Here is a 17,958-nt window from a genome sequence, read left to right on the forward strand (position 1 = left end):
GACCCTAGCGCCGACTCAGGGATTGGCGAAGCTGCGGCTGGCCACCGGCTGGCGCGACCGCGGCGCCGCGTGCGGCCGTTCCACCCAGCGGTGCACGGCCCAGCCTGCGCCCAGGCTCAGGGCCCAGGTCAGCACCAGGGCGAGCGCAGCGGGCAGGGGCTGATCGGGCCAGACCCGGTCGACCGCGGTGCCCACCAGCAGCAGCAGCGGGTAGTGCAGCAGAAAGCTGCCGTAGGACACGCGGGCCAGCCAGCGCATCATTGGGTGCCACGCATGGCGTGCCAGACGCTCGCCGGCCGGCTGCCAGGCCAGCAGCAGCGCCGTCAGACCGGCCACGGCCAGGCGTTCGCGCCAGTCCAGCACCAGCGCCGCAGCCACCAGGGCTGCCAGCGCCAGCAGCAGAGCGGTGCGGCGCGGCTGGGCGTGGATCCAGCAGGCGGCCACGCCCAGGCCGTAGGCGGCGAAGAAGTAGGGCGCCCAGGCGTCCAGCAGGCTGTCCAGGTTGAGCCACAGCATCGAGGCCAGCATCAGGCCCACGGTGCCCAACACGCTGCCCACGCGCATCGCGCGGTTGAGTGCCGAGCCGGTGCGGCCGATGCGGCGCAGCGCCACCAACGCGGCGAACAGCGCGAAGAGCTGCAGGTCGATCGCCACGTACCAGAAACCCGCACTCAGCGCTGGCACGCCCAGCAGGTCCTGCAGGAAGAACAGGTTGGCCAGCAGCGCGGGGGCGCTGGGCGCGGCCGGGGTGTCCGGGTCGCTGCCGAACGCGCGGGCAAAGCCCGCAGCAGCCAGGGCGGCCAGCAGGGCCACGCCATAGGGTCGGGCCAGGCGCCAGTAGCGTTGCCACACCAGGCCAGCCCACTCGGCAGGGCCCGGGCCACTGCGCGCGAACGGGCTGGGCGCCAGGCCACGGGCCGCCAGATAGCCTGCCACCACCAGAAAGACCTGCACCGCCAGCCGGCCGTGGGACTGCAGGCTGCCGAACAGCCCGGGCCACAGCGCGGTGGCACTGACCGCCAGCGGGCCGTACCAGGCCAGATGGTGGGCAATGATCAGCTGGGAGGCGATGGCGCGCAACCAGTCAGGCAGCGGCAGCGCGGGGCGTCGGGTGGCGGTCATGACAAGGAGCAGGCCGCCGGCCGATGCGGCCGACGGCGGGGTGGCGCATGGCGCCGGTTTACTTGGCCCAGCCGTCTTTCAGGCCGGTGATGCGGTTGAACACCGGCGTGTCGGCGCGGTGGTCCAGGCGGTCGGCGACGAAGTAGCCGTGGCGCTCGAACTGGAACTTCTCGTCGGGCTGCGCGGTGGCCAGCGCCGGCTCCAGGTAGGAGCGCACCACCTGCTTGCTCTTCGGGTTGAGCACGGTGAGGAAATCGCGGCCGCCGGCATCGGGCTGGGCCTCGGTGAACAGGCGATCGAACAGGCGCATCTCGCAGGCCACGGCCTCATGGGCGCCGACCCAGGTGATCGTGCCCTTGACCTTCACACTGTCGGCGCCGGGCGTGCCGCTCTTGGTGTCAGGGATCACCGTGGCGGTGACGGCCGTGATAGCGCCGTCGGCGTCCTTCTCGCAGCCGGTGCACTCGATGATGACGCCGTACTTCAGACGCACCTTGTTGCCCGGGAAGAGGCGGAAGTAGCCCTTGGGCGGCACCTCGGCGAAGTCCTCGCGCTCGATCCACAGTTCGGGCCCCAGGCTGAAGGCGCGCTGGCCCCACTCGGCGTGGTGCGGGTGGAAGGGCGCGCCGCAGGGCTCGCGGTGGGCCTGGCTGCCGAAGACCTCGGCGTAGTTCGTCAGCTTGAGTTTGACCGGGTCGATCACCGCCATCGCCCGCTTCGCCTGGTCTTCCAGGTCGGCGCGCAGCGCGATGTCCAGCACCGAGTAGTCGAGCCAGATGTTGGTCTTGCTGGCGCCAGAGTCGTCGGCCATCTTGCGAATGCTGGCGGGCGTGTAGCCGCGCCGACGCATGCCGGCCAGCGTGGGCATGCGCGGGTCATCCCAGCCGCTGACGTGCTGCTCGTCGACCAGCTGCTTGAGCTTGCGCTTGCTGGTGATGACGTAGCTGAGATTCAGGCGGCCGAACTCGTACTGCCTGGGCAGCGGGTGGGCCAGCAAACCGCCTTCGGCCAGGCGTTCCAGCAACCAGTCGTAGAACGGGCGCTGGTCCTCGAACTCCAGCGTGCAGATCGAATGGGTGATGCGCTCCAGCGCGTCCTCGATCGGGTGCGCGTAGGTGTACATCGGGTAGATGCACCAGGTGTCGCCGGTGTTGTGGTGGGTGGCGCGGCGGATGCGGTAGATGGCCGGGTCGCGCAGGTTGATGTTGGGCGAGGCCATGTCGATCTTGGCGCGCAGCACCATCGAGCCGTCGGCGTGCAGGCCGTCGCGCATCTCGCGAAAGCGCGCCAGGTTCTGCTCGGGCGTGCGGCTGCGGAAAGGGCTGTCGGTGCCGGGCGTGGTGAAGTCGCCGCGGTTGGCGCGCATCTGCTCGGGCGTCTGCTCGTCGACGTAGGCCAGGCCGCGCTCGATGAGGTGCTCGGCGGCGCGGTACATGAAATCGAAGTAGTCGCTGGCGTAGAACTGGTGGCTCACGCCATGGGCATTCCAGTCCCAGCCCAGCCACTGCACCATCTCGGAGATGGCGTCGACGTATTCCTGCTCTTCCTTCTCGGGGTTGGTGTCGTCAAAGCGCAGGTGGCAGACACCGCCATAGTCGCGCGCCAGGCCGAAGTTCAGGCAGATGCTCTTGGCGTGGCCCACATGCAGGTAGCCGTTGGGCTCGGGCGGGAAGCGCAGGCGAACGCGGGCGGGGTCGGGCTGACCAGCGGCGTGATGGGCGGCGTCGCCTGGGCTGCCACCGAAAGGCCTGCGGTCATAGGTGCCGGCCTCCAGGTCGCGCTCGATGATGCCGCGCAGGAAATTGCTGGGCTTGACCGGCTCGGTGCCGGTCGCAGGGGCTTTGTCGCTCATGCCGGGGCGGGAAGTGGGTGGGCGCCAAAGGCACCGCAGATGCGGCGGATTGTAGCGAGCACCCCCTCGGGTCAACCCGCAGATCACATGCCCTTGAAGCGCGCGGCGTAGAGGCGGCTCACGGCCAGGCGCTCGGGGCGGCGGCGCAGCACCAACTGCACCTTGCCCGATTCGTCGCGCAGCGCCTGGTCGATCTCGCGCGCCTGCACCACCACGCTGCGGTGCACCTGCCAGAAGCGCGCCGGGTCGAGTTGCGGCAGCAGCTCGCGCAGCGAGGTGCGGATCAGGTGCTCGCGCTCGGCGGTGAGCACCCGCACGTACTTGTCGGCGGCCTCGAAGTAGATGACCTCCTCGATAGGCACCAGGTACACCGACGGGCCGGACGAGGCCTGGATCACCGTCAGCGGCTGCGCCGCGGCCGGCAGCGCGCCGGCCAGCGACGGCGCGGTGACCAGCAGGTGGCGCAGGCGGTCGAGCAACTGGTCGTCGGCGCCACGCGCCTCGGCCGGCGCGTGTTCGCGCTGGGCCAGGCGTTCGCGCAGGCGTTCGCAGGTCTGCGCCAGGCGATCGCGCGGGGCGGGCTTGAGCAGGTAATCGGCGGCGGCCAGCTCGAAGGCCTGCAGCGCGTACTGGTCGTAGGCGGTCACAAAGACCAGCAGCGGCAGCGGGATGTCGGTCGGCCAGTCCTCGATGATGGCCTGTGCCGCCTCCAGTCCGGTGCGTCCGGGCATCCGGATGTCCATGAATATCAGCTCGGGGCGCAGCGCCAGCGCGTCGTCGATCGCCTGCTCGCCATCCACGGCATGGGCCATGACCTTCAGCTCGGGCCAGACGGCGGCCAGGTCGGCCTGCAGGGCCTGGGCCAGCAGCGGTTCATCCTCGGCGATCAGCGCGGTAGCGGGTTGGCGCAGGGGATGGCTCATGCGGGCTCCTGGGCCGATGCGGGCGGTGTCAGGGGCAGTCTGACCACGGCCTCGGTGCCGCCGCCGGGCAGGGCCTGCAACTGCAGTGAGGCCTGGCTGCCGTAGAGCGTGGCCAGGCGGTCGCGCACCTGCACCAGGCCGAAGCCGCTGCCGCCGCTGGTGCCACCCTGGCCGAGGCCGACGCCGTTGTCGCACACGCGCAGCAGCAACTGCTCGCCGCTGCGCTCGGCCGACACCGTGAGCCGCGCCGGGCCGCGCAGCGGCTCCAGGCCATGGCGGATCGCGTTCTCGACCAGCGGCTGCAGCAGCAGCGGTGGCAGCGGTACGTCGGTCAACTCGGCGGGCAACTGCTGCTCGGTGTGCAGCCGCTCGCCCATGCGGATGCGCATCAGGGCCAGGTAATCCTCGGCATGGCGGAACTCGTCACCCAGCGGATGCCAGTCGCGGCGGCTGGCGCCCAGGGTGGAGCGCAGCCAGGCGATCATGTGGTCCAGCATGGCCTGGGCGCGGGCGGGGTCGATGCCGATCAGCGCGCGCAGGTTGGCCAGCGTGTTGAACATCATGTGCGGCTCAAGCTGGCTTTGCAGCAGGCGCAGCTGGCTCTCGGCCGCATCGCGCCGCGCCTGGGCGGCCAGGCGCTCGGCGCCCTCGAGGCGGCCGCGCAGGTAGAAGAACACCGTGCCGGCCAGGCCCGGGATCAGCGACAGCGCGAAGATCCGCAACCACAGGCCCCAGCGCTCCTGGCGCGGCCACAGGCCATCGAGGCCGGTGATCGCGCTGGCCACGCCGCCGCCCACGACGTAGCCGATCGTCACGCCACCGACGATGCACGCCGCCATCCAGGGCCAGCCCGGAAAGCCGTCGGCGCTGCGCGGGTGGGCGTGTTCCGGGTGCTGTCGCTGCCAGCGCAGCACCAGGAACATCAGCACATGGATGGCCGCCGAGATGCCATTGCCGATCAGCAGCGAGTAGATCAGCGCCACCACCGCCGGCATGCCCAGCAGCCACAGGATGCTGGCCACGCTCAGCGCGATCGCCTGGGCGGCGGGCAGGCTGCGCCACAGCGTGGCAGGCAGCGAGGGCGGGCAGGGTGACGCGGTCATGCGGAGGTGGATCAGGCCAGACCCAGCGCATGGTGCCACAGCAGGTCACCCAGGTAGCGCCCCGGCAGGAGTGTGAACAGCCCGGCCACCACGCAGCCGCCCAGGTAGGTGCGCCACATGGCCTGGCGGTGGGCTGAGATCTGCTTGCGGATGGCCAGCCACAGGCCGCCGCTGACGCCGGCGAGTGTCAGCAGCGTCAGCAGATGGATCGGCGTGAAGCCGGCGATGTTGGGCAGGCGGAAGTCGCGGATGAAGACGCTGGACAGCGCAGCGGCCAGCATGCACAGCACCCACACATAGCCCGCGCCGCGGTGCAGCGGGCTGCCCTTGCGCGAGCGCAGCGCCAGTGGCCCCAGCAGCAGCGCCGCGCTGGCGAACAGCAGGTGGACCTGGACGGCGGGGCTGAGGCTCAACGGTGAGGCGAGGTGCATGGCGATCTCCGGTGTGTTGCGATGTGGAGTGGCTGTGATCGTGCCCACCGCCCCAGACCCGCGCCGCCGCGCTGCGACGAAGCGCCGCTGCACGGCGCGAAACGCCTGCCGGCGGCGCCAAGCGTGCTCTCAAGGAAACGTCGGGCCTTCCCAAGTGTCCTGGTCGCCCTTCGGGGGGTGGGCGGGGCGCAGCCCGGCCCTGGGGGCGCTCAGAAACTGCGGGTGGCGGCCAGCAGCGCGGTGCGGCGCGTGGGCAACGCGCCCAGCACCGATGCATCCGGGCCGCCCACCCAGCGCCAGGCGCCCTGCAGCCGCCAGCGGTCGCCCTGCCAGTGCAGGCTGGCGGTCAGTACGCGGCCACGGTCGGCGGGTTCGACCAGGGCGTCCAGGCTCAGCAGCCAGGGGTCGGGCTGCCAGCTCAGCCGGGCAAACAGGTGCTCGCGCCGCGGCCCGGCGCCACCCAGCGGACTGGCCTGCCAGGCCAGGTTGCCGGCCGCCGCTGCGCTGAGGGCCGGCACCCTGCCCAGGCTGGCCACGGCCAGGCCGCGTTGGCGCCAGGCGGTCCAGGCGTCGTCTGACGGTGCCGTGCCGTCGTGCCAGGCCTCCAGCAGCAGGCTCTGGCGCGCCTGGCCGGTCCAGCTCAGGCCCAGCAGCCATTGGCTGCTGCCTCCCTGCGGACCCACCTGCCAGGGATTGCTGCGCTGCAACCGGTCAGCGGCAGTGGGGTCGATCTGCCAGCCGTCGCTGCGCTGCAGCACGCGCCACGAGGCGTGCACTTCCAGCGATTCACTGGCCACCCAGGCGACGGCGGCGCCCAGGCTGGCGCCGGTGTGGCGGCCCCAGCGGGCAAAGGCGAAGGCGTCCAAGGCCCCCAGGCGCTGGTAGCCGCGCAGCGCCAGCGCGGCCTCGTCGGCGCCCAGGGCGTCGCGCTGGCTGCCGCCGGCGTGCTGCGGGTTCGCCCAGACCAGGCTCAGCGCCCGATCGGCGCCCCAGAAGCGCTCCAGCTGCAGCGCCGGCCGGCCTTCGGTGGCGGCGGCCAGCAGGGTGCGGCGCGCCTCCTGGCCGACCAGGTCATTGGGCCGGAAGCCATAGCCGACGTCCCAGGCCACACGCTGCTGGCCGGCGCTCCATTGCCAGTCGCCCCAGGTGCCGTTCAACACCAGTTCGTTGACGCGGCCCTCGGCATGGCTGCGGCCGCCGGCTGGGGCCACTGAGGCCAGCCAGACCTCGGCTGCCCAGCCGGGCGCCTCGGCGCGCGCCTCCAGCTCGGCCAGGGCCTGCGGCGGCGCGGTGGCCGCGGTGCCAGGGACCAGGCGGTTGGCCTCGGCCAGCGGGCCGCGCGGGTTGGCCTGGGTGTCCCAGCCGCTCAGGCGCCACTCGCCGCGCACGGCGGGCGCCTCATCGGCCCAGGCCGCAGGCAGGGCCAGGGCGAGCAGCAGCGGCAGGCAGTCAACGCGTGGCATGGCTCACTCCAGGCTGGGGTTGCGGGCCAGGAACATCGGATTCAGCCAGTTCTCGGGCACGGCCCTGGGCTGGCGCGACAGGTACTGCACGCGGGTCTGGGCGCGGCTGCCCAGCTCGTCCTGCAGCCGCATTTCGCTGACCAGGGTGCCGGCGTGGTCCAGCACGAAGCGGGCACGCTTGGCGAGCTTGTCGGACTGGACATACAACTCGGCCCGCACCGGCTCATGGCGTGGCTTACCCAGCCACAGCTCGATGCGCTGGTAGCTCACGCCCTTGCGCCGCGCCTGCAGCGTCAGGTGCAGGCAGGGGCGGGCGGGGCCCTCGGCTTCGCATCGCTCCTCGCCGACCAGTCGGCCGTCGTAGTCCTCGGCCCAGGACAGCGTGGCGATGTCGCCGGTGGAGGCATCGCCCAGCAGCTTCTGCGAGGGCGTGATGCGCATCGCGCGCTGGCTGCCGGGCATCAGCAGCCAGAAGTCGTCGCCCAGCATCAACACCTTCTGGCCCGCCTCGGCGGGCGAGCGCATCAGCACCAGCGAGCGGTGCTGGTCCTGCACGAACACCGTGTAGCGGCGCTCCTTGTCGGCCGATCCGTCGGCCCGGGTGGTGGTGACCAGGGTCTCCACCTGCAGGCGCTCGGCGCCGGTGCGGAAGCGGTCGGCGGCTTGCAGCAGCGCGGGCACGTCGGGTTCGGCGGCGCGGGTGGCGCTGTGCCAGGCCAGGCCGGCGAGCAGGCCGATCTTCACCAGGGCGCCAGCGGCGATCCAGGCCAGGGTCTTGGCTTTCATGGGGGTCTCCAGGTCAGACATGGGCGAGGGCGTCCACCACGCTCAGGTGCACAGTGCGGCGAGCGACCAGGGCGGCGGCGATCACCGCCAGGGCCAGCACGGCGCCGATGGTCAGCGCGTAGAGCGCCGGGTCGGGCGAGACCAGCAGCGGGTAGCCCACCGAGCGGCCCGGCGGCGGCGGCATCTGCACCGGAAACACCAGCAGCGCCAGGCTGACCAGCCCCGCGATCAGCGCACCCAGCGCCGTGCCCGCGCCGCCCAGCACCAGGCCTTCCAGCGCAAAGCTGCCGATCAGCTGGCCGGGCAGCGTGCCCATGGCCCGCAGTGTGCCGATCTCGCGGGTGCGCTCGACGATGGCCATGGCCATCGCATTGGTCACCACGAAGACGACGATCACGCCGATGATCAGCCCCAGCGCGCCGAAGATGCGGTTGTACAGGTCCTTGACGCTGCGGTAGAACGGCGCCTGGTCCACCCAGGTGCGTACCGCCAGGCCCGGCAGCGCGGCCTGCCAGCGGGCCTGGGCGGGCGCTGTGGCGTCCATCTGGTCCAGGAAGACACCCGCGCTGGAGATGCGCTGGCTGACCAGCAGGCGCTGGGCGGTGGCCACGTCGGTATAGACCAGGCGCTTGTCGATCTCGGGCACGCCGGTGGAGAACACGCCCTTGACCGTCACGTCCAGCGCGTTGAGTGCGCCTTCGGTGGTGCTGGCCAGCAGCGTCAGCGAGCTGCCTGGCGTGGCCTTCAGGCTGCGCGCCAGGCCTTCGCCCAGCATCACGGTGGCGCGGTCGCGGTCGCTCAGGACCTGGCCGGCGCTGACGGTGAGGAACGGGCCCTTGATCGCGAACTCGGCGTCGGGCGCGATGCCCACGGCCATCATCACCGTGGACTTCTCGCCATTGCTGACCAGGCCACTGAACTCCACGCGCGGCAGCACCTGGCGCACCGACGGATCGTCCAGCAGTTGCTGCTGCAGGCGCGGCCAGTCGTCCAGGCCGTGTTGCAGCGGCACGTCCTCGTCGCGCTCGAACTGCGCCGGCTGGCCGATGATCAGGTGGCCAGTGGTGCGGGCCGAGCTCTCGGCCAATGCCTGGTAGGTGGACAGCGCGAAGCCGCCGGCCATCAGGATCGCGGCCGTGCCCATCGCCGCGATCGTCACGGTCACCGCCGAGCGGCGCCGGTTGCGCAGCGTGTTGCGCCAGGCGTAGCTGAGCCACTTCATTGGAAATCCTCCGGCGTGTGGGCGACGATGCGGCCGTCCTGCAGCGCGATCACGCGGTCGCAGCGGTGGACGACGCGGGCGTCGTGGGTGGCGATCAGGCAGGCGGCGCCCTCGGCGCGGCAGCGCTCGCGCATCAGCGCCAGCACCTGGTCGGCAGTGTGCGAGTCGAGGCTGGCGGTGGGCTCATCGGCGATCACCAGGCGCGGGCGCTTGACCAGCGCGCGGGCGATGGCCACGCGTTGGCGCTGGCCGCCCGACAGCGCGTCGGGTCGGTGCGCGGCGTGCTCGGCCAGGCCCACGCTGTCCAGCGCCTCGGCCACCCGCTGGCGGCGCTGGGCATCGGGCAGGCCGGCCAGGAACAGCGGGTAGTCGACGTTGTCGGCCACCGTCATCACCGGCACCAGGTTGAAGCCCTGGAAGATGAAGCCCAGCTGCTCGCGGCGCAGCAGCGTGGCGGCGCGCTCGTCGAGCCGGCTGACATCCTGGCCGCCCAGGCGGATCTCGCCCTGGTCGGCGCGGTCGATCAGGCCGGCCAGGTTCAGGATCGTGCTCTTGCCGCTGCCGGACGGGCCGGTCAGCGCCAGCATCTCGCCGGGCAGCACGTCCAGGTCCACGCCTTGCAGCGCCGGCACCACGTGGGTGCCCAGGCGGTAGGTCTTGCACAGGCCGCGCGCGCTCAGCACCGGGCTGCTCATCGCGAGACCCCGGCGCGTTGCTGCACCGACTGGCGGAATCCGGCGGGTGCGCTGGCGAACAGTGGGTCAGCCTGCACCTGGGCCAGCAGGGCGCGGCCGCGCTCCTGGCGGTTGAACATCGACGGCAGGGCCAGGAAGGTGCTGGCGGCGACGAAACGTGTCTCCAGCACCGCTGGCGCACCTGAAGGGCCGGCGGCGCTGCCCGCAGCGGCGGCCAGGCTCAGCGCCTTGTCCAGCAGCGCCAGGCCGTCCTCGGCGTGGCGCATCTTGCGCCAGGGCATCCAGGTGGTGGTGGCGCGCATGGACTCGCTGGCGCCGGCGTAGGCCATCAGCACCGGGTCGGTCGGGCTGGCGGCCGACAGGCGGGCGAACTGGGCTGCGGCGGCCTCGACCGCGGCGCTGTCGCCCTGCTGGGCACGGGCAAAGCTCTGCTGGGCGCTGGCAAAGCTGTCAGCGGCCTGGCTGGGTGTGGCCAGGGCGGCCGCGCTCAGCGCCAGGACGGCGAGCCACTGGCGGCGGGAGAGGGATGGGGTGCGCATGGGGTCCTCCGGGGTGTCGATGGGAGGCAGTGTTCCCATCGCCCCGGCGGGCGGCCATGCGGCTGCGACGAACGGTGGCCGGCCGGCGCGAAACGCGGCCAGCCCGGCGTCAGTGGTGCAGGTTCAGCGGCGCTTGGAGCCGCCCAGCAGGCTGCCCAGCACGCCGCGGACTATCTCGCGGCCCACGGCCGAGCCCACGGTGCGCACGGCGGACTTGGCCGCCATTTGCGCCAGGCCGTCGTGGCGGCCACCGCGCGGGCCGGTGGAGCCGAACAGCAGGTCACCCAGGCCGCCCAGCAGGCCGCCGCTGGCCTCCTGGGCCGCACCCTGGGCGGCGTCGGCCATGCCGCCCTTGGCGGCGCGGGTGGCCTCGGCGGCCATGGACTCGGCGTTGCCGGCGGTGGCGGCGGCGCGGCCCTTGAGCTTCTCATAGGCCGATTCGCGGTCGACCTGCTTCTCGTAGACGCCGGCCACCAGCGAGGTCTGGCGCAGCCGGGCGCGCTGCTCGGCGCTGATCGGGCCGATCTGGCTGCCCGGCGGCAGCACATAGACGCGCTCGGTCACGCTGGGACGGCCCTTGGCATCGAGGAAGCTGACCAGCGCCTCGCCCACACCCAGCTCGGTGATCGCGGTGGCGATGTCCAGGCCGGGGTTGGCGCGCATGGTCTCGGCGGCGCTCTTGACGGCCTTCTGGTCGCGTGGCGTGAAGGCGCGCAGCGCGTGCTGCACCCGGTTGCCCAGCTGGCCCAGCACGGTGTCGGGAATGTCCAGCGGGTTCTGGGTGACGAAATACACGCCCACCCCCTTGGAGCGCACCAGGCGCACCACCAGCTCGATGCGCTCGACCAGCGCCGCCGGCGCGTCCTTGAACAGCAGGTGGGCCTCGTCGAAGAAGAACACCAGCTTGGGTTTCTCGAGGTCGCCCACCTCGGGCAGGTTCTCGAACAGCTCGGACAGCATCCACAGCAGGAAGGTGGCGTACAGCCGCGGCGCGTTCATCAGCTTGTCGGCCGACAGGATGTTGACCACGCCCAGGCCATCGACGGTCTGCATGAAGTCGGCGATGTCCAGCATCGGCTCGCCGAAGAATTGGTCGCCACCTTGCTCCTCGACCTGCAGCAGGCCGCGCTGGATGGCGCCGATGCTGGCCGGGCTGACATTGCCGTACTCGGTCTGGAACTGGCTGGCGTTGTCGCCCACGTACTGCAGCATCGCGCGCAGGTCTTTCAGGTCGAGCAGCGCCAGACCGTTGTCGTCGGCGATCTTGAAGACCAGGTTCAGCACGCCCGACTGGGTCTCGTTGAGCGCCAGCATGCGGCCCAGCAGCAGCGGGCCGAGGTCGGACACGGTGGCGCGCACCGGGTGGCCCAGCTCGCCAAAGACGTCCCACAGCGTGGCCGGGCAGGCCAGCGGGGTGGGGGCGTCCAGGCCACGCTCCTTGAGCACGGCGGCCAGCTTGTCGGACACGCTGCCGGCGTGGGTGATGCCGGTCAGGTCGCCCTTGACGTCGGCCATGAAGACCGGCACGCCGATCTTCGAGAAGTTCTCGGCCAGGTTCTGCAGCGTGATCGTCTTGCCGGTGCCGGTGGCGCCGGTGATCAGGCCGTGGCGGTTGGCCAGGGCCGGGAGCAGGACGCACTCGACGGTGCCGTGCTTCGCGACCAGGATGGGATCGGCCATGCGCGCTCTCCTCTGAAGACAGTGCCCGGACGGGCGTGTGCCGCGCCCCCGGTAAAATCACGAGTCTATCCAGAAAACACTGACGCCCCGGTGGCCCTCTCGGCCGCTCCAGAGGGCAGGAGAAAAAAGCCATGGCTGGTCATTCCAAATGGGCCAATATCCAACACCGCAAGGGCCGCCAGGACGAAAAGCGGGGCAAGGCCTGGACCCGGGTCATCCGTGAAATCATGGTGGCTGCCCGCACCGGCGGCGGCGATCCGTCGGCCAACCCGCGGCTGCGGCTGGCGATCGACAAGGCCAAGGCGGTGAACCTGCCGGCCGACACCGTCAAGCGCAACATCGACAAGGCCACCGGCAACCTCGAGGGCGTCAGCTACGAGGAAATCCGCTACGAGGGCTACGGCATCGGCGGCGCGGCGATCATCATCGATTGCATGACCGACAACCGCGTGCGCACCGTGGCCGAGGTCCGTCACGCTTTCAGCAAGTACGGCGGCAACATGGGCACCGAGGGCTCGGTGGCCTTTCAGTTCAAGCACTGCGGCCAGTTGGTGTTTGCGCCCGGCACCTCCGAAGACAAGGTCATGGAAGTGGCGCTGGAGGCGGGCGCCGAGGACGTCATCACCGACGACGATGGCGCCATCGAGGTGTTGACCGCCCCGGCCGATTTCGAGGCCGTGCGCGACGCCCTGTCCGCTGCCGGCCTGAACGCCGAGATCGCCGAGGTGACGATGCGCGCCGAGAACACGATTGCCCTGTCCGGCGATGACGCCGAGAAGATGCAAAAGCTGCTCGACGTCATTGAAGACCTGGACGACGTGCAGGACGTCTTCCACAACGCTGAACTGGGCTGATCGCGATGAATGTCCTCGTCATCGGCGGTGGTGGCCGCGAACACGCGCTGGCCTGGAAGCTGGCGCACAGCGAGAAGGTGCAGCGCGTCTTCGTGGCACCTGGCAACGGCGGTACCGCGCTGGACAAGCGCCTGACCAATGTGGCGATCAGTGACCCGGTGGCGCTGGCGGATTTCGCCCAGGCCGAGAAGGTGGGGCTGACCGTGGTCGGCCCCGAGGCGCCGCTGTCGCAGGGCGTGGTCGATGTCTTCCGTGCCCGCGGTCTGCGCATCTTCGGCCCCACCAAGGCGGCGGCGCAGCTGGAGAGCTCCAAGGCTTTCGCCAAGGCCTTCATGGCGCGCCATGGCATTCCCACCGCGGCCTATGGCACGTTCACCGACCCCGCCGAGGCCCATGCCTACATCGACCGCATCGGCGCGCCCATCGTGGTCAAGGCCGATGGCCTGGCCGCCGGCAAGGGCGTGGTGGTGGCGATGACACTGGCCGAGGCCCACGAGGCCGTGCGCTTCATGCTGGAGGACAACACGCTGGGCGTGGTCCACAACGCCGGCGGCGCGCGCGTGGTGATCGAGGAGTTCCTGCAGGGCGAGGAAGCCAGCTTCATCGTCCTGTGCGATGGCAAGCATGTGTTGCCCCTGGCCACCAGCCAGGACCACAAGCGCATCGGCGACGGCGACACCGGCCCCAACACCGGCGGCATGGGCGCCTACTCGCCCGCCCCGGTGGTCACGCCCAATGTGCATGCCAAGGCGATGCAGGAGATCATCCTGCCCACGATCAACGGCATGGCCAAGGACGGCATCCCGTTCACCGGCTTTCTGTACGCCGGTCTGATGATCTCGCCCGATGGCGCGGTCAAGACGCTGGAGTTCAACACCCGCATGGGCGACCCCGAGACCCAGCCCATCCTGATGCGGCTGAAGTCCGACCTGGTGGATGTGCTGCTGGCCGCCACCGAGGGCCGGCTCGACCAGGTCGAGCTGGAGTGGGACCGGCGCGTGGCCCTGGGTGTGGTGATGGCTGCCCACAACTACCCCGGCACGCCGCGCAAGGGCGACGCCATCCACGGCCTGCCGGCCCAGGCCGCGGGCACCGAGGACGCCGTGGTTTTCCACGCCGGCACCGAGCTGGTCGACGGCCAGGTGCGCACCACCGGTGGCCGCGTGCTGTGCGTGACCGCACTGGGGGACTCGGCCAAGGCGGCGCAGCAGCGCGCCTACGAGGCCCTCGCCCCCATCGGTTTCGATGGCGCGCAATGGCGCACTGACATCGGTCATCGTGCCATCAAGCGCTGAGCCGGCAGGCACGCGCTGGTTGACCGAGCGCCCGGTGCGCCCGGTCGGGCGGGCCTGGGCGCGGGCGGTGCTGCGGCTGGCCGGATGGCAGTTGGTGTTCGACGGCCTGCCGGCGCAGCAGGGCGTGTTCATCGGCTACCCGCACACATCGAACTGGGACTTCGTGCTGGCCCTGTTCTTCAAGCTGGGCGCGGGTTTTCCGGCGCACTTCTGGGCCAAGGACAGCCTGTTCAGGGTCCCGCTCTTCGGTCGCTGGCTGCGCTGGATGGGGGGCCTGCCGGTGGACCGCAGCGGCCCGCATGGCATGGTCGGAGCCATGGTGGCGCGGTTCGCCGCAGCGCGTGAATCCCAGGCCCCGTTGTGGCTGGCCCTGACCCCGGAGGGCACGCGCAGCCTGCAGCCGCACTGGCGCAGCGGTTTCCACCAGCTGGCCCTGCAGGCGGGGGTGCCGGTGGGCCTGGTGTTTTTCGACTACGGCCGCAAACGGGTGGGCGTGGAACACTTCCTGATGCTCAGCGAAGATGCTGCTGCCGACATGGCCGTGCTGGCCACCTGCTACCAGGGCGTGCGAGGCCGGCGGCCGGAGCTGGCCGCCCCCGTTCGCCTCCCCTGATCAACCGAGAGCCCGCCATGGACACCCAGGCCCTGCGCCACTACTTCCTGGACCTTCAGCGGCGCATCGTCGCTGGCGCCGAGGCCTTTGACGGCCAGTCCTTCCTGACCGACACCTGGACCCGCGAGCCCGGTGGCCGGCTGGAGGGCGATGGCATCACCCGCCTGATCGAGGGTGGCGGCGTGCTGGAGCGCGGCGGCTGCAACTTCAGCCACGTCAAGGGCAAGACGCTGCCGCCGTCGGCCACCGCGCACCGGCCTGAGCTGGCCGGCGCCCCGTTCGAGGCGATGGGCGTGTCGCTGGTCTTCCACCCGCGCAACCCCCATGTGCCCACGGTGCACCTGAACGTGCGCTGCTTCGCCGCCATGCCCGAAGGCCGCGCGCCGGTGGTGTGGTTCGGCGGCGGCATGGACCTGACGCCCTATTACGGCGTCGAGGACGACGCGGTGCACTTCCACCGCGTCTGCCGCCACGCGCTCTCGCCCTGGGCCGGCATGCATGAGCGTTTCAAGGCCTGGTGCGACGACTACTTCTTCCTGAAGCACCGCAACGAGCCGCGCGGCGTGGGCGGCATCTTCTACGACGACTTCAACGAGCTGGGCTTCGAGCAGAGCTTTGCGATGACGCGGGCGGTGGGTGACGCCTTCCTGGCCGCCTATGTGCCCATCGTCGAGAAGCGCCGCGACACGCCCTATGGCGAGCGCGAACGCGACTTCCAGGCCTACCGCCGCGGCCGCTATGTCGAGTTCAACCTGGTCTTCGACCGCGGCACCTTGTTCGGGCTGCAATCCGGTGGCCGCACCGAGGCGATCCTGATGTCGATGCCGCCGGTGGTGAACTGGCGCTACAGCTGGGCGCCCGAGCCCGGTACGCCTGAGGCCAGGCTCTACACCGATTTCCTGCGGCCTCGCGATTGGGCGAACGAGGGGCCGTGACCGCGCCTCGCCGGATAGGGCTGTTCGGCGGGAGCTTCAATCCGCCGCACCGGGCGCATCTGGCTTTGGCGCGCGTGGCGCGCGACACGCTGGCCCTGGACGAGCTGCGCTGGTTGCCGGCTGGCCTGCCCTGGCAGAAGCCAGCGGGCGAACTGGCCCCGGCCGAACACCGGCTGGCGATGGTGCGCCTGCTGGTGGCGGATGAGCCCGGCTGCGTCGTCGACGAGCGCGAGCTGCAGCGCGCCGGCCCCAGCTACACCGTTGACACCCTGACCGAGTTGCGGGCCGAGCAGCCGGGGGCCGAGCTGGTGCTGGTCATTGGCCAGGACCAGTACGCCCGGATCGACACCTGGCGCGATGCGGCACAATGGCGGTCCTGGGTGCAGTTCGCCGTCGCCGCCCGCCACGGCCAGCCACCGCAGCCGCCCGCCGATTGGCAGGCCGGCAGCCATCGGTTGGTGGTGCTGCCGCTGCCCGAGCACCCCATCAGCGCCACCCATATCCGCCAACAGGTCCGCGCCGGCGAGGACATCACCCCGCTGGTCGGCCCCGAGGTGGCGCGCTATATTGACCAACACCGCCTCTACCGGGTCTGAACCGCCCGGACACCGCATGGACATCCGCAAACTGCAACGCGCCATCGTCGATGGCCTCGAGGACGTGAAGGCCCAGGACATCCTGGTCTTCAACACCGAGCACCTCTCGCCCCTGTTCGAGCGGGTGATCATCGCCTCGGGCACCAGCAACCGCCAGACCAAGGCCTTGTCCAGCAGCGTGCGCGAGGAGGTCAAGGCCGCCGGCTTCGACGTGCCCCGCTGCGAGGGCGAGGACAACGGCGAGTGGATCATCGTCGACTGCGGCGCGGCGGTCTGCCACATCATGCAGCCGGCGATCCGCGACTACTACCGCCTGGAAGAGATCTGGGGCGGCAAGCCGGTCAAGATGAAGCTGGGCGACGCCAAGACCGGCCTGGTCAAGGCCTCCGAAGGCAGCGACGCCGCAGCCAAGAAGAAGGCCCCCGCCAAAAAGGCCAGCGCCACCGCGCGCTCGGCCGCCGGCCAGGCCGCGCTGGAGAAGCCCGCCAAGGCAGCCAAGCCGGCCAAGCCGGCACCAGCGCGCAAGGTCACCGCAGGCGGTCTGGCCTCGGCCAAGGCGGCGCCCAGGAAGGCCGCCTCCGCCACGACGGCACCCAAGAAAGCCGCCACCCGCAGTACCAGCGGCACCGTGGCCAAGGCGCCGGCCCGCAAGAGCGCGGCTGCCAAGACGCCGATGAAGCTGGTGGTGGTCAAGCCGGCTGCCAAGAAAACGGCGGCCAAGAAGGCCACCCCGAAGAAGACCGGCCGCTGATCCCCGGCGATGAAGCTGGTGATCGCCGCCGTCGGCCAGCGTCAGCCGGCCTGGGCCGACGCGGCGTACGAGGACTTCGCCAAGCGTTTCCCGCCCGACCTGCGGCTGGAGCTGAAGGCGGTGAAGGCCGAGCCGCGTGGCGGCAAGTCGGCCGAGCAACTGATGGCCGCCGAGGCCAGGCGCCTGGACGAGGCCATTCCCAAGGGCGCGCGCCGCGTGCTGCTGGACGAGCGCGGCACACGCCTGAGCACCGTGGACCTGGCCAAGCGGCTGGAGTTCTGGCTGGGCGATGGCCGCGACGTGGCCTTCTTCATCGGCGGCCCTGACGGGCTGGATCCGGCGCTGAAGGCCACGGCCGATGAGAGCCTGCGGCTGTCGGACCTGACCCTGCCGCACGCCTTTGTGCGCATCATCCTGGCCGAGGCGCTGTACCGCGCCTGGTCGCTGCGCAACGGTCATCCCTACCACCGCGAGTGATGCACGACATCGTCTACCTGGCCTCGCAAAGCCCGCGCCGGCGCCAATTGCTCGATCAACTGGGTGTGCGCCACGAGCTGCTGCTGCCCGGCCCCGACGAGGACGCCGAAGCGCTGGAGGCCACGCGTGTCGGCGAGGCGCCGCGCGATTACGTCGAGCGCGCCACCCGCGCCAAGCTCCAGGCCGCGCGCGCGCGCCTGATCGCTCGCGGCCTGCCACCGGCGCCCATCCTGTGCTCCGACACCACCGTCGCGTTGGGGCGGCGCATCCTGGGCAAGCCGACCGATGCGCACGACGCCACAGCCACGCTTCGCGCGCTGTCGGGCCGGCTGCACCATGTGCTGACCGCGGTGGCCGTGTGGGACGGTCGGCGCAGCCTCTTTGCGCTGAGCGACTCGGCCGTGCGTTTTGCCGAGCTGCCCGAGGCGGTGATCGAGGCCTACGTGGCCAGCGGCGAGCCCTTCGGCAAGGCCGGCGCCTACGCCATCCAGAGCTCGCTGGGCGGGTGGATCCCCACGATCCGCGGCAGCTACTCCGGTATCATGGGTTTGCCCCTGTACGAGACCACCCAGCTGCTGCGTCAGGCCCGCGTGCGCTTCTGAGGAAACGGCAGCGCAGGCT

19 protein-coding genes are annotated in these 17,958 nt (G+C 71.1%); 8 read left to right on the forward strand and 11 right to left on the reverse strand.

What is annotated here, in order from left to right:
- Window positions 1–15: 15 nt before the first annotated feature.
- From KAK06_RS11525 to KAK06_RS11575, 11 genes are all read right to left on the reverse strand, one after another.
- A complete protein-coding gene (locus KAK06_RS11525; RefSeq protein ID WP_210802262.1) occupies window positions 16–1,122 on the reverse strand; it encodes an acyltransferase family protein in 1,107 nt (368 codons plus the stop codon).
- Between the two features lie 58 nt (window positions 1,123–1,180).
- A complete protein-coding gene (locus KAK06_RS11530) occupies window positions 1,181–2,974 on the reverse strand; it encodes a glutamine--tRNA ligase/YqeY domain fusion protein (protein WP_210802263.1) in 1,794 nt (597 codons plus the stop codon).
- An 83-nt stretch (window positions 2,975–3,057) separates the two neighbouring features.
- Window positions 3,058–3,897, reverse strand: coding sequence for a LytR/AlgR family response regulator transcription factor (locus KAK06_RS11535; protein ID WP_210802264.1), 840 nt, complete (start codon window positions 3,895–3,897; stop codon window positions 3,058–3,060).
- Window positions 3,894–5,000 (reverse strand): sensor histidine kinase, encoded by a 1,107-nt coding sequence (locus KAK06_RS11540; protein WP_210802265.1) that lies wholly within the window; start codon window positions 4,998–5,000, stop codon window positions 3,894–3,896. Before KAK06_RS11540 ends, KAK06_RS11535 begins: the two co-directional genes overlap by 4 nt.
- Window positions 5,001–5,011: 11 nt before the next feature.
- A complete protein-coding gene (locus tag KAK06_RS11545) occupies window positions 5,012–5,431 on the reverse strand; it encodes a DUF2306 domain-containing protein (protein WP_247652807.1) in 420 nt (139 codons plus the stop codon).
- Between the two features lie 209 nt (window positions 5,432–5,640).
- Window positions 5,641–6,894, reverse strand: coding sequence for a hypothetical protein (locus tag KAK06_RS11550; protein ID WP_210802266.1), 1,254 nt, complete (start codon window positions 6,892–6,894; stop codon window positions 5,641–5,643).
- Window positions 6,895–6,897: 3 nt separating this feature from the next.
- Window positions 6,898–7,680, reverse strand: a complete 783-nt coding sequence (locus KAK06_RS11555; protein WP_210802267.1) for an outer membrane lipoprotein-sorting protein — start codon at window positions 7,678–7,680, stop codon at window positions 6,898–6,900.
- 13 nt (window positions 7,681–7,693) lie between these two features.
- Entirely contained in the window at window positions 7,694–8,902 is a 1,209-nt protein-coding gene (locus tag KAK06_RS11560) for an FtsX-like permease family protein (protein WP_210802268.1), read from the reverse strand.
- Window positions 8,899–9,597, reverse strand: coding sequence for an ABC transporter ATP-binding protein (locus tag KAK06_RS11565; RefSeq protein ID WP_210802269.1), 699 nt, complete (start codon window positions 9,595–9,597; stop codon window positions 8,899–8,901). The genes KAK06_RS11560 and KAK06_RS11565 overlap by 4 nt, the downstream gene beginning before the upstream one ends.
- Window positions 9,594–10,136 carry a hypothetical protein gene (locus KAK06_RS11570; protein WP_210802270.1) on the reverse strand — a complete coding sequence of 181 codons (543 nt, stop codon included), beginning with the start codon at window positions 10,134–10,136 and terminating at the stop codon, window positions 9,594–9,596. Before KAK06_RS11570 ends, KAK06_RS11565 begins: the two co-directional genes overlap by 4 nt.
- A gap of 123 nt (window positions 10,137–10,259) precedes the next feature.
- Window positions 10,260–11,816 carry a helicase HerA-like C-terminal domain-containing protein gene (locus tag KAK06_RS11575; protein ID WP_210802271.1) on the reverse strand — a complete coding sequence of 519 codons (1,557 nt, stop codon included), beginning with the start codon at window positions 11,814–11,816 and terminating at the stop codon, window positions 10,260–10,262.
- A 131-nt stretch (window positions 11,817–11,947) separates the two neighbouring features.
- Here KAK06_RS11575 and KAK06_RS11580 point away from each other — a divergent pair, with 131 nt between their 5' ends.
- From KAK06_RS11580 to KAK06_RS11615, 8 genes are read left to right on the forward strand one after another with little or no spacing between them, the layout of a single operon-like run.
- Window positions 11,948–12,670, forward strand: coding sequence for a YebC/PmpR family DNA-binding transcriptional regulator (locus KAK06_RS11580; RefSeq protein WP_210802272.1), 723 nt, complete (start codon window positions 11,948–11,950; stop codon window positions 12,668–12,670).
- Window positions 12,671–12,675: 5 nt separating this feature from the next.
- The gene (gene purD, locus KAK06_RS11585) at window positions 12,676–13,965 is read left to right on the forward strand and encodes a phosphoribosylamine--glycine ligase (protein WP_210802273.1); all 1,290 of its coding nucleotides are present in this window, start codon (window positions 12,676–12,678) and stop codon (window positions 13,963–13,965) included.
- 19 nt (window positions 13,966–13,984) lie between these two features.
- On the forward strand, window positions 13,985–14,578 hold the full coding sequence (locus KAK06_RS11590) for a 1-acyl-sn-glycerol-3-phosphate acyltransferase (protein ID WP_210802274.1): 594 nt from the start codon (window positions 13,985–13,987) through the stop codon (window positions 14,576–14,578).
- Window positions 14,579–14,595: 17 nt separating this feature from the next.
- Window positions 14,596–15,513, forward strand: a complete 918-nt coding sequence (gene hemF / locus KAK06_RS11595; RefSeq protein ID WP_210802275.1) for an oxygen-dependent coproporphyrinogen oxidase — start codon at window positions 14,596–14,598, stop codon at window positions 15,511–15,513.
- Entirely contained in the window at window positions 15,510–16,109 is a 600-nt protein-coding gene (gene nadD, locus KAK06_RS11600; protein ID WP_210802276.1) for a nicotinate (nicotinamide) nucleotide adenylyltransferase, read from the forward strand. Before hemF ends, nadD begins: the two co-directional genes overlap by 4 nt.
- Before the next feature lie 16 nt (window positions 16,110–16,125).
- Window positions 16,126–16,860 carry a ribosome silencing factor gene (rsfS, locus tag KAK06_RS11605; protein WP_210802277.1) on the forward strand — a complete coding sequence of 245 codons (735 nt, stop codon included), beginning with the start codon at window positions 16,126–16,128 and terminating at the stop codon, window positions 16,858–16,860.
- Between the two features lie 9 nt (window positions 16,861–16,869).
- A complete protein-coding gene (gene rlmH, locus KAK06_RS11610) occupies window positions 16,870–17,337 on the forward strand; it encodes a 23S rRNA (pseudouridine(1915)-N(3))-methyltransferase RlmH (RefSeq protein WP_210802278.1) in 468 nt (155 codons plus the stop codon).
- Window positions 17,337–17,939 (forward strand): Maf family protein, encoded by a 603-nt coding sequence (locus KAK06_RS11615; protein ID WP_210802279.1) that lies wholly within the window; start codon window positions 17,337–17,339, stop codon window positions 17,937–17,939. Before rlmH ends, KAK06_RS11615 begins: the two co-directional genes overlap by 1 nt.
- The last annotated feature ends 19 nt before the right edge of the window (window positions 17,940–17,958 follow it).

This window comes from Ideonella aquatica (genome assembly GCF_018069755.1).
GTDB classification, from domain to species: domain Bacteria; phylum Pseudomonadota; class Gammaproteobacteria; order Burkholderiales; family Burkholderiaceae_C; genus Ideonella; species Ideonella aquatica.